Origin of the sequence: Seohaeicola sp. 4SK31 (assembly GCF_028802875.1) — a bacterium.
GTDB lineage: Bacteria > Pseudomonadota > Alphaproteobacteria > Rhodobacterales > Rhodobacteraceae > Seohaeicola.
The window spans coordinates 1-18,327 of sequence record NZ_JARAMP010000001.1 but is presented as its reverse complement, the minus strand read 5'-3'; the positions used below and the strand labels follow the sequence as shown (position 1 = coordinate 18,327).

Below are 18,327 nucleotides of genomic sequence, written 5' to 3'. Positions count from 1 at the left end.
CGCCTCACAGGTAACGCAGCGCAAAGGCGCGGATGCTGTCGGGCAGGTATTCGTAGACGGCACCGCCTGGAATTTTCACGCCCAGAACGCCCTTGAAGATCAGCACGACGGCAACGCCAAAGGCCAGTGACGCCCACAACAGACGCGGGCTGCGATAGCCCAGCCGCCATGTCAGCGCGGGCGCAAAGATCATCGTCGCCGGCAGATGTCCGATCCGCGGCACGGCAAAGACATAGACCATGAACCACGCGGTATATTCCAAGGGCTGCACCCAGACGCGGGCCTCGGCCCGGTCCTCGCGGCTGATCCACGGACGACGCAACCCCATGCCCCGCCGCACCCCACGCAGATGCAACAACCCGAACAGAACCATCCCCGCACCCGCGACCCCCGGCCAGAAGCCGGGCTGCGCGAACAGCTTGGTGCGCGGCGCCCATGTGGTCTGGTTGCCCAGATTGGACAGGATGAAGATGGCAAAACCCGCAAAGGCCAGCGCGAACAGGATCTGCCCGCGCCGTGGCCCCTTGCTGGCAAGGAAGGGATCGTCAGACATCAATCACCCGTTCTGGCCGAGGGAGACAGGAAACGGGGGACGGGCGGCATCCATGTTCCGCACCGCCCCCGACCGGATCACTCCAGCATCGCCCCGATGGCTGCGACCTTCTCGATATCGGCCTTGATCCGCGCAGCGCTCTCCTCGGCATTCTGCCAATAGACCAGCCCGCCGGTATCCTTGGCCACCTGCTGCGCTCGCTCGCCCATCACGGTCTTTTCCGCCACGGCGATGATCTTGTCGCGCACATCCTGCGGCGTGTCCTTATGCACGAACAACCCGTTCCACAGCGCGATATCCAATGACGGCTCGATCTCTCCCACCGTGGGCGCATCGGGCACAAGCGGAATGCGCTCGTCGGTGATCGCGGCCAGAACCTTCACACTGTCCAGACAGGGCAGGATCAGTTGCAAGGTGGTGTTGATCACATCCGCATCGCCACTGGCCAGCGTATTGCAATCCAGCGCGTCAAAGGCCGCGTCCGATCCCCATTCGAAATCCATCGTCTTGGCTAGCGCCATGGTCACCTGCGTGGGTGTCAGCACATTGCCGAAATGTCCCAGCGCCAACGCGTTGGACTTGGCGTATTCCGCCAGCCCCGCCATGTCGTCATAGGGCGCATCCCCGGCGACCGCGATCACGAAAGGATAGGTCAGGAAAATCCCCAGCGGGTCGAACTTCTCGGGCGTCAGTTCGGGAATACCGATCTGGTGGCCCACCACGGGCACCCCGATCACGAATGACCCGATCGTATAGCCATCGGCCGGGGCCGTCGCCACATCAATGGCACCGGGGAAGGGGCCACCGCCGCCGCCAGGCTTGTTCACGACGGCCGCCGCCACGCCATATTCGGCCTGAAAGTCATCCGCGATCATCCGCGTCAGCACATCTTCAAGGTCACCGGGCGGGAAAGGCACGATGAAGGTGACGGGCTTCTCGGGATAGTCGGCCAGTGCGGCGCCGCCCACGGCAGCCATGCACAGGGTCAACGCCCCGCCCAGAATGGATGTGGTCTTCATGTCTGTCTCCCTGTTTCGTTTTGTCGGTTCATTATTTGAACCATTGGTTCTAAAATAGATTGACAGACGGTCCGCGTTTCTGTCAACGATTTTAAGCACCCCAAGGCATCCGCATGCGCCGATGCCTGCAGAACAGGACGCAGACTGGAGAAGACCCCCGGATGGGAACCGTCGCCAAGGCTTTGTCATTGCTGGATCATTTCAGCCGCGCCCGGTCCGAGATCGGGCTCAGCGATCTCGCGCGCCTGTCCGGTCTGAACAAGGCCACGACCTATCGCCTGCTGTCCGAATTGCAGCAAGGGGGATTCGTCGAACAGACAGGATCGGGCCGCGAATACCGCCTCGGCCCCGCCGTCCTGCGCCTTGCCGCCCTGCGCGAAGCTTCTGTGCCCCTACGCGACATGGCGGCGCAATCGCTGCAATCCCTGTCCGATGCCACGCAGGAAACCGCGCATCTGTCGCTGTTGCAGGGCGACCGGCTCAGCATGCTGACCTATGCCTACAGCCCTCGCCACGGCACCCGCGTCACGATGGAGGATGCGCAGGTCCTGACCTTCCACGCCACCAGTTCCGGCCTCGCCGTTCTGGCCTTCTGCCCGCCCGACATGATCGACCGCGTCCTGCAAGGCCCGCTCGAAAAACGCACCGAAGACACGCTGACCGACCCCGCCGCCATCCGCGCCGCACTGGACGAGGTGCGCCGCACCGGCATCGCGGAATCCGTGGGTGGCTTCGAAAAGGATGTCCATTCCCACGCCATGCCGCTCTTCGACGCGCAAACCCGCGTGATCGGCGCAATGGCCGTGGCCGCCCCCGTGGCGCGCATGACCCCCGACCTCAAGTCCCTGATCCGCCGCGAACTCCGCCACCACGCCACCGGCCTGACCCGCGCGCTGGGCGGCTTCCTGCCCGATGGCTTCGCCGTCCCGACCGCCGCTGATTGACCCCTCTGCCACACGCCCGCGCCCCGGAAAGCCCGGGCCGTCAGAAAGGATACCCCGATGAAAGACAGCAACTTCCTGAAAGAGCATAACGCCCGCTCCATGTGGCACCCGATGGCCCATCCTGCCGACAGCCTCGCCAATCCGCCCACCATCGTGACCGGCGCCCAAGGCGTGCGGATCACCGATATCGACGGGCATGAGGTGGTGGATGCCGTGGGGGGCCTGTGGAACGTGAACCTCGGCTTCTCCTGCGCGCCGATCAAGGCCGCCATCGCCGCTCAACTCGACCGTCTGCCCTACTACTCGACCTTCCGGGGCACCTCGAACGATGCGGTCATTGAGCTGTCCGAAGAACTGCGCCGCTTCTTCGCCCCCGACGGCCTGACCCGTGCCTTCTATACCTCGGGTGGCTCGGACTCGGTTGAAACCGCCCTGCGGCTGGCGCGGCAATATCACAAGATCAAGGGACAGGGGCAGCGGACCAAATTCCTCAGCCTCAAGAAAGGCTATCATGGCACCCATTTCGGCGGGGCCTCCGTCAACGGCAACGCCAATTTCCGCACCGCCTATGAGCCGCTTCTGGCCGGATGCCACCACATCCCCGCCCCCTATACCTATCGCAACCCCTTCAACGAAAGCGATCCCGCGAAACTCGCGCAACTCTGCCTCGCGGCCCTGGAAGACGAGATCGCCTTTCAGGGCGCAAACACCATCGCCGCCTTCATCATGGAGCCGGTTCTGGGTGCCGGCGGTGTCATCCCCCCGCACGAGACTTTCATGCCCGGCGTGCGCGAGATCTGCACCCGCCACGGCATCCTTCTGATCGCGGATGAGGTGATTACCGCCTTCGGCCGCACCGGAAGCTGGTCCGGCAGCCGCCATTGGGGCGTGCAACCCGATTTCATGTGCACCGCCAAGGCCATCACCAACGGCTATTTCCCCTTTGGCGCCGTCATGATCGCCGAAGAGGTGGCGCAGGCGTTCGAATCCGACAAGACAGGCGCCGCCGCCATCGGCCATGGCTACACCTATTCCGGCCACCCGGTCGGCGCTGCCGCCGCGCTGGCCTGCCTTGCCGAAACCGAACGTCTGAACGTCCCCGAAAACGCCGCCGCCCGCGGCACACAGCTTTTCCAGGGCTTGCAGGCACTGGCCGAAAAATATGACATCATCGGCGATGTGCGCGGCGGCCACGGCCTCATGTGCGCGCTGGAACTGGTCAGCGACCGCGCGAAGAAAACCCCCATCGACAAGAAAACCATCGGCACCGTGCAAGAGGTCGCCTATCGCGCCGGAGCCATGGTCCGCGTCTCCGGCCCCAACGTCATCATGTCCCCGCCCCTGATCCTGACAGCGGAAGACGTGCAGATCATCCTCTCCGCGCTGGATCAGGGCTTCGCCGCGCTATAACGCAAAAAGCCGGGGGCCATTCACAGCCCCCGGCTTCATCTTGCCTCAAATACTCATATCGCGACCCTGCCGCAGTCCAAACGGCTCAGGCACCCGGCACGATCAGCACCAGCCCATCCAGCTCCTCCCGCGCCGTGATCTGGCAGGACAGCCGGGATGTCGGCCCCCGCGCCGCGTCGACCGTGTCCAGCATCGCATCCTCGAACTCCTCCGGCCCGCCCACACGGGCAGCCCAATCGTCGGTCACCTGCACATGGCAGGTCGCGCAACTCAGGTTGCCGCCGCATTCGCCCACGACACCCGGCACGTTCTGCGCCACCGCCGCCTCCATCAGCGACAGCCCCTCGGCCACCTCCGCCGTGACCCGCGCGCCATCCGGCAAGATCCATGTCACCTGCATGGGCAGCCTCCTCAGACGAACCAGATATAGAAGTCGCGCAACGCATCGCCTTCCAGATCGCGGGTCTTCTTCACCTCCTGCTCCTTCATGAAGATGTGGTTCTCGACCAGCAGATCACCCACCGCCGCAGACAGCGCAGTGTCCGCCTTCAGATCGGCCACAGCCCCTTTCAGGTTCAGCGCCGTCGTCTCCTTGGCATCCCACCTCTCGAACCCGTCGCCGGTCTCCATCGCGGGCAGGTCATAGCCGCCCTCGAACCCCAGCCGCGCGGCCTGCAACACGGCCGCCACCGCCACGTAAGGATTGGATGACGCATCCGCCATCCGATGCTCCAACCGCGCCTTCGCCCCGCCCTCGCTTGAAATCCGCGTCGTCACGTTGCGATGATCCCCGCCCCAGTTGCCCAGGTGCCCCGACAGGCTGCCGGGTTGCAGCCGCTGATAGGAATTGGCCGTGGGCGCGATCAGCCCCGCCAGCCCCTTGTGATGCCGCATCAGCCCCGCCACGCAACCGCGTGCCAAAGCGTTCATATGCTCCGGTCCGCCCTTGGGGCCGTCCGACAACGCATTGCCTCCGGCCTCGTCCAGAAATGAAAAGTTGATATGCATCCCCGACCCGCCCGCCGTGGCAATGGGCTTGGGCATGAAGGTCAGCACCACGCCATGCTCCAGCGCAATCTCGCGCGCCATCAGGCGGAACAGCACGATATCATCCACCGCCTTGACCGCATCGTCAAAGGTCAGCGTATATTCGAACTGCGGGCTGTCATATTCGGATGTGATCAGGTCCAGCCGGAAGCCCAGCTCATCCGCCTTCTCCCAGATCGCATCGTTGAAGCGCAGCGGATCGGTGAACGGCCCGGTGCCATAGACATGCGCGCCGGGCGTATCATAGGGGCGCAAGCGGCCCTGATCATCGGCGACCATCGCAAAGGCCTCCAGCTCAATCCCCACCTTGGGTGTCAGCCTCAGCTTGCCCCAATCCGCCACCGCCCGTTTCAGCGCCCCGCGCCCGCACATCGGCAGCGGCACGCCGTCGGTGTCATAGAGGTCCCCCACCACGATCTTGGTCGCCCGGTCCCAGCTGTCGCGGATCTCGTCCCCGCGCCAATGCAACTCCATGTCGGGCAGGCCCTCCATCATCATCGAACCGGGGGAATTCAACAGATCCTTGTCGTAATGCACGCCAAAGTTCGACCGACAAAACCGGGTATAGCCATCCCCGATCTTCGATCCGGGCAGGTATTTGCCCCGCATGATCGACAGATGGTCACAAAAAAGCGCGCGCAGGCGGGTGTTCATTCCATATCTCTCCCTGAAGCGCGGTTGCCCCGCGCATATGTTTAAGCCGGCACGACCCGCACCGGCAATGCCTTGATCCCGCCTACGAAATTCGAGCGCAGAAATTGATGCGGCCCCGCCGCCTCGATCGACCGCAGCCGCTTGGACAGTTCCTCGAACAGCACCCGCACCTCCAACCGCGCCAGCCACATGCCAAGGCAGATATGCGGCCCGCCCTGACCGAAACTCAGATGCTTGTTCGGCGTCCGCGCCAGATCGACCCGGAACGGATCATCAAACGCCGCCTCATCCCGATTGGCCGAGGCGAACCAGTAGAGCACCTTGTCGCCTTCGCGGATCATCTTGCCATGCACCTCGACATCGCGCGTGGCGGTGCGGCGGAAATAGATGGCAGGCGTCGCCCAACGGATGATCTCATCCGCCGCCGTCTCCCAGACAGCACCACTCTGCATCTGGCCCAGCAATTCGGGTTGATGGCACATCGCCTGAATACCGGCAGCGATGGAATAGCGCGTGGTGTCATTCCCCGCCGCCACCAGCAGACAAAAGAAATTGCGAAACTCCGTCTCGCTGATCACCCCGCCATCGCGCCCGGGGTTGAGGATCATGTTCAAAATCCCGTTCGTATCCCCAGAACGCGCCTTATGCGCCATCAACTCCTTGGCGTATTGATACAACTCCGCCCCGGCGGGCGAGTTGAAGGGCATCATCCGGAATTCATCCGTATCCATCTTGTCCAGCACATGGTCGGTGAAATCCGGGTCGGTATTGGCAATCAGCGCATCGCCCTTTTCCACCAGCCAGGGCAGATCAGCCTCCGGCGTGCCCAGAATCCGCCCCAGCATCCGCATCGGCAATTGCCGTGCAATCGCCTTGGTGGCATCGAATTCCCGCGCCTCCAGCGCCTGATCCAGTATCTCGTCGCACAGATCGCGGATATCCTGCTCATAGTCCGCGATCACGGGTTTGGAAAACGCCCGCGCCACCTTGACCCGCGTCTGCATATGCTCGGGCGGGTCCGTCTCCTGAAAGGTGCGCCGCGCCAGATATTCCTCATAGGTCTGATCCTCCATCCGGATCCCCCGCGCCGAGGAAAAGATCTCATGCTGCCGGTTCATTTCGGTGATGTCCGCATGCCGCGTGATCGACCAGAACCCCAGCCCCTGATCCCACTCAGTCCAATGCACCGGATCATCCCGCCGCAAACGGGCAAAGGTGTTATGCGGCGCGCCACGGGCAAAGGTGTCATGGCTGGTCAGATCGGCGAAACCGTCATCCTCAGGGGTCCAGACCGTCATCGCGCCACCTTTCCATCAGCCGCCCCGATTGGGACTTGTCGTTAACCTGTTATGTATATTAAAAGCGCTCTAAAATATGTAAAGCAAAATCGGAAAGGGCGGCGCAGATGCATCTGGCAATCCTCATGGCCAATACGGACACGTCCGCTTTCGCCGACGCCCACCCCAGGGACGGTGCGAAATTCACGGCCCTGATCCAATCCGTCCGCCCCGATTGGACAACACAGGTTTTCGCGGTCAAGGACGGGGAATTTCCCACTGACCTTACCGCCTTCGACGGGGTCATGATCACCGGCAGCCCCGCCTCGGTCCATGACCCCGATCCCTGGATCGCCGACCTTCTGGCGCTCATCCGCCAAGTGACCGCCGCGCGCCTGCCGCTTTTCGGGGCCTGCTTCGGCCATCAGGCCATTGCCCTCGCACTGGGCGGGCAGGTCGGCCCCAATCCGGGCGGCTGGGTGTTTGGGCGCACCGAGACGCACCTCGCCACCCCCGCCCCGTGGATGAACCCTTTGCCGGACACAACCGCGCTCTACGCTGCCCATGTCGAACAGGTCACCGCCGTGCCGCCGCAGGCGCGCACCCTCACGGCCTCGCGCGAATGCCCCATCGGCGGCTTCGCGATTGGCAGCCATGTCTACACAACCCAATACCACCCCGAGATGTCGCCCGGCTTCATCGCCGCCTTGATCGATCACCTGAAAGACGACAAACCCGCCGAGGTGATTACCCGCGCCCGCGCCTCACTGGCCAAACCCGCCGATACCCAGCCCTTCGCGGAATCCATCGCCCGCTTCTTCGAACAGGCCAAAGCCAAAGCCTGAACCCAGCTTCATCTTGCCAAAAATACTCAAACGCCCACGCCCACCACAGGCACCGCGCTCAAAGATCACCCCAACACCGCCAGCAGGTCCATCGCCGTCACCTGATCGAACTGCACATGCCGCGCCATCGCCGCCTCGGCCTCCTCGGACCGCCGCGCCACGATCAGCGCCGCAATCGCCCGGTGATCCCGCGCCGACGCCCCGATCGCGCCCGCATAGTGATAGCGCGCCCGGTAATAGGCCATCAGCTTGCGCGCATTGGTCTTGATCATCTCCAGCAGGAAAGGATTGCCCGCCGCTTCCGCCACGACGCGGTGAAAATCCATGTTCAACTGGTAATAGCGGTCAGGTTCCCCATCCCCCAGCCGCGCCGCATGTTCCTCGCAAGCCGCCACCGCCGCCTCCAGTGCCGCCGCATGGGCGGCCGACAGCCGCCGCGCGGCCAGCCCGGCGGCCTGACCTTCCAGCTTGGCATGCACTTCAAGGATCGCCAGAAACTCGGCCAATGTGGGTTTGAACACCACCGCGCCCTTGCGGGGCAGGCGACGGATCAGCCCCGCCGTCTCAAGCTGGATCATCGCCTCGCGCACCGGCGTGCGCGACACGCCATGCGCCTCGATCAACTCCTGCTCGTCGATCAACCCGCCGGGGCGCAAGCTGCCCCCCTCGATCGCGGTCAGGATCGCGGCGACGATGGTTTCGGTCTGCCCCGCCACCGCGCGGCCTCAGCCCTTGGTCCAGCGCGCCGCCAGATCGCGCGCGGCCCGGGCCAGCAGGACAACATCGATCCCCACCGCCAGAAACTGCGCACCCCAGTCGCGGTAATCGCGGGCCGTGTCATGATCCAGCGCCAGAATTCCCGCCGCCTTGTCCGACGCCTTGATGCGCCCCAGCGCGTCCTTGATCGCGGCACGCACCTCCGGATGCGTGCTGTCGCCCCGGTGCCCCATATCGGCGGCCAGATCGGACGGCCCGATGAACACCCCGTCCACACCCTCGACCGCCAGAATGGCGTCCAGCGCCTCCATCCCCCTGACAGTTTCCACCTGCACCAGCAGGCACATCTGATCATTGGCCGTGCGGATGTAATCGGGGATCGCCGCAAAGCGCGACGCCCGCGCCAGCGCCGCCCCCGACCCCCGGATGCCTTCGGGCGGATAGCGCATCGCCCGCACCAGATCACGCGCCTGCTCCGCAGTCTCCACCATCGGGATCAGCAAGGTCTGCGCCCCGATATCCAGCGCCTGCTTGATCAGCCACGCCTCACCCATCGGCAGTCGCACCACCGGATGACTGTCAGGCTTCCCCTCCAGCACCTGCAACTGCGCCATGATCGAGCGAATGTCATTGGGCGCATGTTCCCCGTCGATCACCAGCCAGTCGAAACCGGCGGTCGACATCACCTCGGTCGCGTAAGGATCGCCGAACCCGGCCCAGCAGCCATATTGCATCTGACCAGCGGCCAGTGCCGCCTTGAAACGGTTGACGGGTGCGGGCATCGGTTATCCTTTCTGAAGTCCAGCGGCCATTTCGACGATCACGTCATAGGCCATGTCGATATCCGCCTTTGTGGCATCGAATTGCCCGGCCTGAAAGCGGATCACGTAATCGCCCTGCACCCGCGTCTGCGTCAGGTAGATGCGCCCGTCATCATTGATCGCGGACAACAGGGCCTGCGTCAGCGCCTCCGCATCGCCGCCCTGCGGCGCATAGCGAAAGGTGAACAGCGACAGCACAGGTTCCGTCACGATCTCGAACCCCGGCGTGGCGCGCAACCGCTCGGCCAGATCCTGCGACCACGCCACATGATTGCGGATCATCCCCCGCAACCCCTCCAACCCGTAAGCCCGGATCAGGAACCACAGCTTGAGCGCCCGGAACCGCCGCCCCAGCGGGATCGACCATTCCGAATAGTTGATGATCCCATCCGCCCCTTGCGTCTTGAGGTATTCCGGCTGGATCGCCAGCGTGCGCGTCAGGTCGGCGGGAGAGCGGATGAAATGCGCCGACAGATCAAACTGCGTGCCCAGCCATTTATGCGGGTTGAACACCACCGAATCCGCCATCTCGACACCCGCCCACAGGGCACGGAATTCGGGGCAGATCATCGCCGCCCCCGCCCATGCCGCATCCACATGGCTGTAAAGCCCGTGGCGCTGCGCCACGGCACAGACCCCGGCAATGTCGTCGCAAGCCCCCGTGCCCGTGCCACCCGTGCAGGCAATGACGCCTGCCGGCAGGTAACCCGCCGCCTGATCCGCAACAATCGCCGCCTCAAGGGCGGCCACATCCATCCCGCGCAACGGCCCTTGCGTCGGGATTCGCACCAGATTGGCCTGTCCGATCCCCGCAATCCAGATCGCACGGTCGACCGAGGAATGCACCTCCGCCGAACAATAGACCCGCAGGGTTTTCTGCCCTGGCAATCCGCTGGCATTCCCGTCCCAGCCCAGGGCCCGTTCCCGCATCACCAGCACGGCGGCCAGCGTGGCGGAGCTGGCGCTGTCCTGAATGACCCCTGCGAACCCGTCGGGCAGACCAATGGACTGGCGCAGCCAGTCCATCATCCGCGTCTCCATCTCGGTCGCGGCGGGCGATGTCTGCCACAGCATGCATTGCGGCGCCATCACCGTCACCAGATGATCCGCCAGCACGGCGGCGGGTGAGGCGTTGGACGGGAAATAGGCAAAGAAACGCGGATGCTGCCAATGGGTGATCCCCGGCATCACGATGGATTCGAAATCCGCGATGATCTGGTCCATCGGCTGCGCCGTTTCCGGCGGATGCGCGGGCAGGGCGGCCAGAACCTCACCGGGCTTGGTCCGGGCGCGCACGGGCCGGTCCCGCAGCCCCGCATGGTAGCGCCCCGCCCAATCAGCGGCCCAGCGGCCCCATTTCGGAAACTCGTCCCAGCGCATCATGCCCCTCCCTATATAGTTAACATGATAAGTATATCGGGCTGCTGCCGCTGGCAAGGAAAATCCCCCGCTCGGCCCTTGATGGCAAGCGGGGGATTTCGAGTATTTTTGGCAAGATGAATAGAGGGGCGTCAGCTTCCCTCGGGCACGCGGGCGGCGGCCAAGGCCTGCGCCAGAACGCGGCGCTCTCCGATTTGGTTCATCAGGATCAGGATCAGCCGCGCGTTCAGCGCATCGCTCTCGGCCTTGCTCAGCCCCTCATGGGCGGCCAGCAGATCGGCATAGATGTCGTCGGGCCGGTCCATGTTGGGTGTCAGGATCAGATCGGTGGGCATCACTGCATCTCCTGTCCGGTGGCGCGGCGGAGTGCTGCGCGGATGTCGGCGGCGTCATAGGCGGGCCAGCGGGCCGCCACATGCTGATCCGGGCGGATCAGGTAAACAGCGGCAGGGGCATCGCCCAGATAGCGCGCCGCCAGCGCGCCGGTGGCATCGTCCTTGTCCGTCAGGGACAGCCGCGTCACGGCGATCCCGTCCTCGGACAGGCCGTCCGGGGCATCGGCGTTGATCGCCAAAAGCGTGAACCGATCACCAAGGCTGTCCAGCAGGAACCCGTCGTCCAAGGCCACATCGGGGCAGGGCGATCCTGGCCGCGTGCGCGCGGGGCCACCGGGCAGGGCGTCGGGCGTGTTCAATGGCGAGCCGTCATAGGTGCAGGGCATCGACAACCGCCCCGAATTCACCAAAGGCCGCGCAAAGGCGTGATGCTCGCTCAGGTCCAGCACGGCATTGCGGAAGATGCGGCTGATCTCGGACTTGGGCGTGATGAAATCGGTCGAGCGCGAGGAGTTCAGGATATTCTCATCCGCGCCGAAGATCCGCTCCGCGTCATAGCTGTCCAGAAGCGCCTCGGGCGCGCGGCCCTCCAGCACCAGTTTCAGCTTCCACGCCAGATTGTCGGTATCCTGCAACCCCGAATTCGCCCCGCGCGCCCCGAAGGGGCTGACCTGATGCGCGCTGTCGCCTGCAAAGATCACGCGGTTATGGCGGAACTTCTCCATCCGGCGGCACTGGAAGGTGTAGATCGACACCCATTCCAGACTGAATTCCACATCATCGCCCAGCATCGCTTTCAGACGGGGGATCACCTTTTCCGGCTTCTTCTCCTGCTCCTTGTCGATATCCCAGCCCAGTTGCAGGTCGATCCGCCAGACACCATCTGGCTGCTTGTGCAGCAGCGCCGACTGGCCCCGGTTGAAGGGGGGATCGAACCAGAACCAGCGTTCGGTCGGGAAATCCGCCTCCATGATCACATCGGCGATCAGGAAATTGTCCTCGAACACCCGGCCCACGAAGTCCAGCCCCATCATCGACCGGATCGGACTGGCCGCGCCATCGCAGGCGATGACGTAATCGGCGGTGATGCTATAGGGACCATCCACCGTGTCGATCGTCAGCGCCACATGATCACCGTGATCGGCGACGCGCGCCACCTTGTTGCCGCCGCGCAGGTCCAGCGGCGCGCCCTCGGCTTGGATCGCGCGCGCGCGCTGCACCAGATAGTCCTCGAAATAATACTGTTGCAGATTGATGAAGGCCGGACGCTTGTGCCCCTCCTCGGGCAGCAGGTTGAAGTCATAGACCTTGCGCTCGTCGAAAAAGACCTTGCCGATGTTCCACTGCACGCCCTTGTCCACCAGCGGCGTGCCCAGCCCCAGACGATCCGCAATCTCCAGCGTGCGCTTGGCAAAGCAGATCGCGCGGCTGCCGAAACTGACCTTGTCATTCTCGTCCAGCACCACGACCTCGACCCCCTGACGAGCCAGATCAATGGCGGCAGCCAGACCCACGGGACCGGCCCCCACCACCACGACCCGGTGATGGGCGGGCGTGGCCGCGTCCTGATCCGCGTGGCGGGTATAGGGATAGAGCGGAACCTCGAAGATCTTGTTCATCAATCGTCCTTTCGCAACAGCGCCCATGCGGACCAGACCGCCGTGCCGCCAAAGAATGTGCCTGCGATCAGCACCACCTCAAGGGCGGCGATGCCACCCACACCACGGATCGCAAGGGCCGCGATCATCAACCCCAGCCCTATGACCGAGACGGCCAACCGCAGCTTCAACTCGCCCCGCGTGGGTCCGTATTTCATCGCCGCACCCGTCCTGTCAGCCCTGAAGGGCCTCCCACATCTCGATGTCGCGCTGCGCGGTCCAGATGCGGGGCGTGTCGATCCCGCGCGCCTCGTCATAGGCGCGGGCCACGTTGAAGGGCAGGCAATGCTCGTAAATCGCGTAATCCTTGAACTTGGGATCACAGGCGGCGCGCACCGCATCCCAGGCTTCCTTGAGGCTGCCGCCACGCGCGGCCACACGGGCGGCGGCATTATAGGTGCTGTCCACGAAATCACGCGTATTCTCGATGGCCGCCGTCACCATGTCCTGCCCCATCAGCGCATCGCCGCGCCCCGGTGCAATCGCATCCACCTGGAACGAGGCGATGGCGTCCAACGTATCGCCCCAATCGCTGAAATGCCCGTCGCCGCAATAGCAGGCCGAGTGGTATTCCACGATATCACCCGTGAACATCACGTTCTGATCCGGCACATGGATCACGATATCGCCCGCCGTGTGCGCGCGGCCCAGATGCATCAGGTCGATCCGGCGGTTGCCCAGATAGACGGTCATGTCATCGCTGAAGGTCGTGGTGGGCCAAGTCAGGCCGGGGATGCTCTCATGCCCCTCGAACAGGCGCGGGAAACGCTGGAACTCGCTGTCCCAATCCTCCTGACCACGCTCCACCACCATGGCGCGGGCCTTGTCGCCCATGATGACCTGACTGGCCCCAAAGGCGGATGCGCCCAGCACGCGCACGGCGTGGTAATGGGTCAGCACCACATGGCTGATCGGCTTGTCGGTGACCGAGCGCACGCAGTCGATCACCTTGTTCGCCAGACGCGGGGTTGCCTGCGCCTCGACGATCATCACGGACTCGTCGCCGATGATGACGCCGGAATTGGGGTCCCCCTCGGCGGTGAAGGCATATACACCCTCGCCCACTTCGGTGAAGGTGATCTTCTTTTCGGTCATGTCGCCTTGCGATGCAAAAGCCTTGGCCATGGGTCGTCCTTTCTGAGGTCGGTGCCGGGGCAGGGGTGGGACGCCTCCGGCGGGGATATTTTCGGCAAAAAGAAGCGGAAAGCCTATCTTGCGTAGGGGTCTTCGAGGGCGGGCAGCAGCGTGCCGGAGCAGTCGCCGAACCCGATCGTATAACCATCGCCACGCGCCGCACCATGCAGCGTCAGCGTATCGCCATCGGCCAGAAAGCTGCGCGTCTCGCCTGTCTCCAGCGTCAGCGGTTCCTTCCCGCCCCAGCTGAGTTCCAAAAGGCTGCCGCGCTGATGCTTATCCGGGCCGGATATGGTGCCAGAGCCGAGCAGATCACCGGGCGTCATCGGGCAACCGCTGGTCGTGTGATGTGCCAGTTGCTGGGCGGCGGAATAATACATCTCGCGGTAATTGGTGCGCGCGATTTCGGTGGCAGCCTTGCCTTCGGGCGCCAGCGTCACGGTCAGGTCGATGTCATAGAGCATCGGGCCGGTATCCTTCAGGTGATCGAGCAGCGGCACCTCCCGCGCGGGCGTCGGCACACGGAACGGCTCCAAGGCCGCTTTCGTCACGATCCAGGGGCTGATCGTGGTGGCGGTCGCCTTGGCCTGAAACGGCCCGAGCGGTTGGTATTCCCACGCCTGAATGTCGCGCGCCGACCAGTCGTTCAAAAGGACATAGCCGAAGATCATCGCATCGGCCTCATCCACCGTGACCGGGCCTTCGCTGGCCATGCCCACGACCGCGCCCATCTCCAGTTCCAGATCAAACCGGGCCGAGGGCGCGAAACGCGGGGCCGCGTCATCCGGGCCCTTCAACTGCCCCCAGGGGCGGCGCACCGGCGTGCCCGACACCACCACGGAGGAGGCGCGGCCATTATACCCGATGGGGATATGCAGCCAGTTCGGTGGCAGGGCATTTTCGGCCCCCCGGAACATCGTGCCCACATTGGTGGCATGATGCTTGCCCGCATAGAAATCGGTGTATTCGGCGACCAGAAAAGGCAGGTGCATCTCGGCCTGATCCATCGGCACCAGCAGCGGCGCAACAGCCGCCTCGTCCGGCGCGCCTGTCGCCAGCAACTGGATCAGCCGGGCGCGCAGCGCGGCCCAAGCCTCGGGACCAAGCTCCATCACCTCGTTCCAGAAAGGCACGTCAAAGACGGGCGCGTCATCAAGGTTCAACAGCCCCTCATCCTCGGCCGCGCGACAATCAAGGATCATGTCGCCGATCGCCACGCCGCAGCGCGGATCGTCATCACCGACCGAGAAAACGCCGCAAGGCAGGTTGTTCAGCGGAAACGGGTGGCCGGGCGCATTGGCCGAAGCCACCCAGCTTGTCATAAGGGGCATGTCTTGGTCCTTCCGGGGGTCAGCCCCGCTGCCTCAGCGGGGCCGGAATGTCAGGGAAGGGCAGGGATGCAGACCCCTGCCCAGGGCGGGACATATCCCGCTTACTTCTTGCCGGGCGTGCCGTCGAACTTCTTCTCAAGGCTTTCCCAGCAGTCGATATAATCGTCCTGCAAGGGCGCCTCCTCGGCGGCGAAGCGCGTCAGATGCTGCGGGAACCGCGTCTCAAACATGAAGGACATGGTATTGTCCAGCTTTTCTGCCTTCAGCTCGGCATTGGACGCGCCCTCGAAGGCGTTCTTGTCCGGCCCATGCGGCAGCATCATGTTATGCAGGCTCATCCCGCCGGGCACGAAACCCTTGGGCTTGGCATCATACTGGCCATAGATGTTGCCCATCAGCTCGGACATGATGTTCTTGTGATACCACGGCGGGCGGAAGGTGTTCTCGGCCACCATCCAGCGCTCGCGGAACAGCACAAAGTCGATATTCGCGGTTCCCTCCACGCCCGAAGGGGCGGTCAGCACGGTGAAGATCGACGGGTCGGGGTGATCGAACAGGATCGCGCCGACCGGGCAATAGGTCCGCAGGTCATATTTGACCGGCGCGTAATTGCCATGCCACGCCACCACGTCCAAGGGCGAATGGCCGATCTCGGTCCGGTGGAACTGGCCGCACCATTTGATGACCACGGATGAAGGCACCTCGCGATCCTCGAAGGCCGCCACGGGCGTCTTGAAATCCCGGCGGTTCGCCATGCAATTGGCCCCGATGGGACCGCGCCCCGGCAGGTCGAATTTCTGGCCATAGTTTTCGCAGACGAAACCTCGGCAGGGGCCTTCCAGAACCTCGACCCGATACAGCAGCCCGCGCGGGATGATCGCAATCTCCTTGGGCTCCAGATCGATGATCCCCAACTCGGTGCAGAACCGCAGCCGCCCTTCCTGCGGCACGATCAGCAATTCGCTGTCAGCCGAGAAGAAGTATTCGTCCTGCATCGACGCCGTGACCAGATAGATATGGCTGGCCATGCCCACCTGCGTGTTCACATCGCCCGCCGTGGTCATGGTCCGCATGCCGGTGATCCATGTCAGGGCGGCGTCCGTATGCGCCACCGGGTCCCAGCGATACTGGCCAAGGCTGATCACATCCGGGTCGATATGCGGCGCCGATTTCCAATAGGGCACGTCGATCTTCACATAGCGCTTGGAATGTTTGACCGAGGGCCGGATGCGATAGCACCAGGTCCGCTCGTTCTGATGGCTGGGCGCGGTAAAGGCCGTGCCCGACAACTGCTCGCCATAAAGGCCATAATTGCACTTCTGCGGGCTGTTCATGCCCTGCGGCAGCGCACCGGGCAGCGCCTCGGTCTCGAAATCATTGCCGAAGCCGGGCATATATCCGGGGGTCGTGCCCTGCGGCGTGGCCGCCTGCACGAAGGCATGGGGAAGCGTGGGGCGATTCATGGTGGCGTCCTCCTTTATGGTTGCGTTGTTAACGGTTGATTTTGTAACTAACAACAACAGGAGTCTCCATCATGCCACAAAAAGACGATTTCGATTTGCAGAATTTCCTGCCCTACCTGCTCAATCAGGCGGCCGAGGAAAGCAGTCTCGCCTTTCAGCAGGTCTACAAGGATCGCTACGGGATGTTGCGCACGGAATGGCGTGTGCTGTTCCATCTGGGCCTTTATGGCCGGCTGACCGCGAAAGAGATCGGGGCGCGGTCCAAGATGCACAAGACCAAGATCAGCCGCGCCGTCCAACGGTTGGAGGAGCGGCGTTTCCTGACCCGCGCCCCCGATGATGCCGACCGGCGGCAGGAATATCTTGACCTGACAGTGCAGGGCCGCGCGGCCTACCGCGATCTGCACGGCGTGGCGCAGGGCTATGACGCGGCACTGGCCGATACACTGACCGCCGAAGAAGAGCGCATCCTGCGCGCCGCCCTGCGCAAACTGGCGCGGATGGGCTAGGCCCGCCCGCCCTGATCAGAACTTCGCCTCGACCCCCGGCAGGTTCAGCGCCTTGATCAGGTCGCGCAACTCCTGCCGCGCGGCCACATTGGAAATGTTCATCTGCTTGACGCCAATATCCTTGAGGTCCAGCAGCGTCAGCCCGCGCGGGAACAATTCGCGGAAGATCACGCGCTCGTTGAACCCCGGTGCCACGCGGAACCCGATCCGCTTGGCCAGATTGTCCAGCGCACGGCCCATCTTCTCCTTGTTGACCATCTGCTGCGCCCCCAGACGGTTGCGCACCACGACCCAGTCGATCGGCTTCAGCCCCGCCTGTGCCCGCAATTGCCGCGCGCTCCAGACCATCTCGGAATAGACCGAGGGTCCAAGGATCTTCTTGCCGTCGCCATCCACATGGGCCAGCAGATCGAAATCAATGAAACTGTCGTTCAGCGGCGTGATCAGCGTATCGGCAAGGCTATGGGCGACCTGTGAAAGCCGCGTATGTGAACCGGGACAGTCGATCACGATGAAATCGCTGACCGGATCCAGCCGCGCAATCGCCGCCGACAGCCGTTGGTCATAGGGGTTTTCCCCCTCCTTCAGCGTGGCGGGATCGGCCTCCGGCAATTCGATATAGACCGGCCCCGGCAGGTCCAGACCGGATTTCGCGATGAAGGCTGCACGATTCTCGGCATAGCGGCCAAAGGTCTTTTGCCGCAGGTCCAGATCCAGCGCGCCGACCCTGTGCCCCAGCCGTGCAAGGGCGGTCGCCACATGCATCGAGACGGTGGATTTCCCAGCGCCGCCTTTTTCATTTCCCACAACGATGATATACGCCAAACCGTTTCCCCGCCTTCCCTGCGACAAACGCGACCTTCCCCGGTCAATCCCCCCGGACAAGGCCACTATATGTTGTATGCTCTCATATGGGAAGCGCAGCCGAGGTCAAGCGCTCTGCCTGCGTCACCCGGCAGACCGTGGCAATGGGATTGACGTGACATCAGGCGATGCGCTTGCTAGGGACGCGTCCGGGTGGTGATGAATCAAAAGGGGTCAATGTGAAGATCGAAAAGACAAGACTGCCGGGTGTTCTGATCCTGACGCCGGCCCGCTTCGGCGATACGCGCGGCTTCTTTTCGGAAAGCTGGAATCGCAAGACTCTGGCCGCGCATGACATCACCTTTGATTTCGTGCAGGACAATCATTCCCTCTCCGCCCGCGTCGGCACCGTGCGCGGTCTGCATT

General features: G+C 63.7%; 20 protein-coding genes. 5 read left to right on the top strand and 15 right to left on the bottom strand.

Annotation, left to right across the window (positions count from 1 at the left end):
- Positions 1-4 precede the first annotated feature (4 nt).
- On the bottom strand, positions 5-553 hold the full coding sequence (locus PVW27_RS00100; RefSeq protein ID WP_274554457.1) for a tripartite tricarboxylate transporter TctB family protein: 549 nt from the start codon (positions 551-553) through the stop codon (positions 5-7).
- A 77-nt stretch (positions 554-630) separates the two neighbouring features.
- Positions 631-1,572: a tripartite tricarboxylate transporter substrate binding protein gene (locus PVW27_RS00095; RefSeq protein ID WP_274554456.1), complete on the bottom strand. Its 942-nt coding sequence runs from the start codon at positions 1,570-1,572 to the stop codon at positions 631-633.
- 161 nt (positions 1,573-1,733) lie between these two features.
- Here PVW27_RS00095 and PVW27_RS00090 point away from each other — a divergent pair, with 161 nt between their 5' ends.
- A complete protein-coding gene (locus tag PVW27_RS00090) occupies positions 1,734-2,516 on the top strand; it encodes an IclR family transcriptional regulator (RefSeq protein WP_274554455.1) in 783 nt (260 codons plus the stop codon).
- 57 nt (positions 2,517-2,573) lie between these two features.
- Positions 2,574-3,926 carry an aspartate aminotransferase family protein gene (locus PVW27_RS00085; RefSeq protein ID WP_274554454.1) on the top strand — a complete coding sequence of 451 codons (1,353 nt, stop codon included), beginning with the start codon at positions 2,574-2,576 and terminating at the stop codon, positions 3,924-3,926.
- 85 nt (positions 3,927-4,011) lie between these two features.
- On the opposite strand, the gene PVW27_RS00080 is transcribed toward PVW27_RS00085, so the two are convergent.
- The 3 genes from PVW27_RS00080 to PVW27_RS00070 are packed head-to-tail and all read right to left on the bottom strand — an operon-like array spanning position 4,012 to position 6,925.
- Positions 4,012-4,326, bottom strand: coding sequence for a 2Fe-2S iron-sulfur cluster-binding protein (locus PVW27_RS00080; protein WP_274554453.1), 315 nt, complete (start codon positions 4,324-4,326; stop codon positions 4,012-4,014).
- Between the two features lie 11 nt (positions 4,327-4,337).
- Positions 4,338-5,627 carry a glutamine synthetase family protein gene (locus PVW27_RS00075; protein WP_274554452.1) on the bottom strand — a complete coding sequence of 430 codons (1,290 nt, stop codon included), beginning with the start codon at positions 5,625-5,627 and terminating at the stop codon, positions 4,338-4,340.
- 41 nt (positions 5,628-5,668) lie between these two features.
- Positions 5,669-6,925: a cytochrome P450 gene (locus PVW27_RS00070; protein WP_274554451.1), complete on the bottom strand. Its 1,257-nt coding sequence runs from the start codon at positions 6,923-6,925 to the stop codon at positions 5,669-5,671.
- Between the two features lie 107 nt (positions 6,926-7,032).
- On the opposite strand from PVW27_RS00070, the gene PVW27_RS00065 reads away from it, so the two are divergent.
- The gene (locus PVW27_RS00065) at positions 7,033-7,749 is read left to right on the top strand and encodes a type 1 glutamine amidotransferase (protein WP_274554450.1); all 717 of its coding nucleotides are present in this window, start codon (positions 7,033-7,035) and stop codon (positions 7,747-7,749) included.
- 65 nt (positions 7,750-7,814) lie between these two features.
- On the opposite strand, the gene PVW27_RS00060 is transcribed toward PVW27_RS00065, so the two are convergent.
- The 9 genes from PVW27_RS00060 to hmgA all read right to left on the bottom strand — a co-directional run bounded on the left by PVW27_RS00060 (position 7,815) and on the right by hmgA (position 16,588).
- A complete protein-coding gene (locus PVW27_RS00060; RefSeq protein WP_274554449.1) occupies positions 7,815-8,465 on the bottom strand; it encodes a GntR family transcriptional regulator in 651 nt (216 codons plus the stop codon).
- A gap of 9 nt (positions 8,466-8,474) precedes the next feature.
- A complete protein-coding gene (gene hpaI, locus PVW27_RS00055) occupies positions 8,475-9,248 on the bottom strand; it encodes a 4-hydroxy-2-oxoheptanedioate aldolase (protein ID WP_274554448.1) in 774 nt (257 codons plus the stop codon).
- Positions 9,249-9,251: 3 nt separating this feature from the next.
- Positions 9,252-10,667 carry a pyridoxal phosphate-dependent decarboxylase family protein gene (locus tag PVW27_RS00050; RefSeq protein WP_274554780.1) on the bottom strand — a complete coding sequence of 472 codons (1,416 nt, stop codon included), beginning with the start codon at positions 10,665-10,667 and terminating at the stop codon, positions 9,252-9,254.
- A gap of 131 nt (positions 10,668-10,798) precedes the next feature.
- On the bottom strand, positions 10,799-11,002 hold the full coding sequence (locus tag PVW27_RS00045; protein ID WP_274554447.1) for a DUF2783 domain-containing protein: 204 nt from the start codon (positions 11,000-11,002) through the stop codon (positions 10,799-10,801).
- Entirely contained in the window at positions 11,002-12,621 is a 1,620-nt protein-coding gene (locus PVW27_RS00040) for an FAD-dependent oxidoreductase (protein ID WP_274554446.1), read from the bottom strand. Before PVW27_RS00040 ends, PVW27_RS00045 begins: the two co-directional genes overlap by 1 nt.
- Complete coding sequence (locus PVW27_RS00035; RefSeq protein ID WP_274554445.1) at positions 12,621-12,818, bottom strand: hypothetical protein; 198 nt, start codon at positions 12,816-12,818, stop codon at positions 12,621-12,623. The genes PVW27_RS00040 and PVW27_RS00035 overlap by 1 nt, the downstream gene beginning before the upstream one ends.
- 16 nt (positions 12,819-12,834) lie before the next feature.
- Positions 12,835-13,785, bottom strand: a complete 951-nt coding sequence (locus PVW27_RS00030) for an MBL fold metallo-hydrolase (RefSeq protein ID WP_274554444.1) — start codon at positions 13,783-13,785, stop codon at positions 12,835-12,837.
- Between the two features lie 83 nt (positions 13,786-13,868).
- The gene (gene fahA, locus PVW27_RS00025) at positions 13,869-15,125 is read right to left on the bottom strand and encodes a fumarylacetoacetase (RefSeq protein WP_274554443.1); all 1,257 of its coding nucleotides are present in this window, start codon (positions 15,123-15,125) and stop codon (positions 13,869-13,871) included.
- Positions 15,126-15,226: 101 nt separating this feature from the next.
- The gene (hmgA, locus tag PVW27_RS00020) at positions 15,227-16,588 is read right to left on the bottom strand and encodes a homogentisate 1,2-dioxygenase (RefSeq protein WP_274554442.1); all 1,362 of its coding nucleotides are present in this window, start codon (positions 16,586-16,588) and stop codon (positions 15,227-15,229) included.
- 71 nt (positions 16,589-16,659) lie between these two features.
- Here hmgA and PVW27_RS00015 point away from each other — a divergent pair, with 71 nt between their 5' ends.
- Positions 16,660-17,097, top strand: a complete 438-nt coding sequence (locus tag PVW27_RS00015) for a MarR family winged helix-turn-helix transcriptional regulator (protein WP_274554441.1) — start codon at positions 16,660-16,662, stop codon at positions 17,095-17,097.
- A 15-nt stretch (positions 17,098-17,112) separates the two neighbouring features.
- Here the strand turns inward: PVW27_RS00015 and PVW27_RS00010 are convergent, their stop codons facing one another.
- Positions 17,113-17,922, bottom strand: a complete 810-nt coding sequence (locus tag PVW27_RS00010) for a division plane positioning ATPase MipZ (RefSeq protein WP_274554440.1) — start codon at positions 17,920-17,922, stop codon at positions 17,113-17,115.
- Positions 17,923-18,140: 218 nt separating this feature from the next.
- Between PVW27_RS00010 and PVW27_RS00005 the strand changes: the two genes are divergently transcribed.
- The coding region (locus PVW27_RS00005) for a dTDP-4-dehydrorhamnose 3,5-epimerase family protein (RefSeq protein WP_274554439.1) at positions 18,141-18,327 on the top strand (187 nt) is incomplete at its 3' end.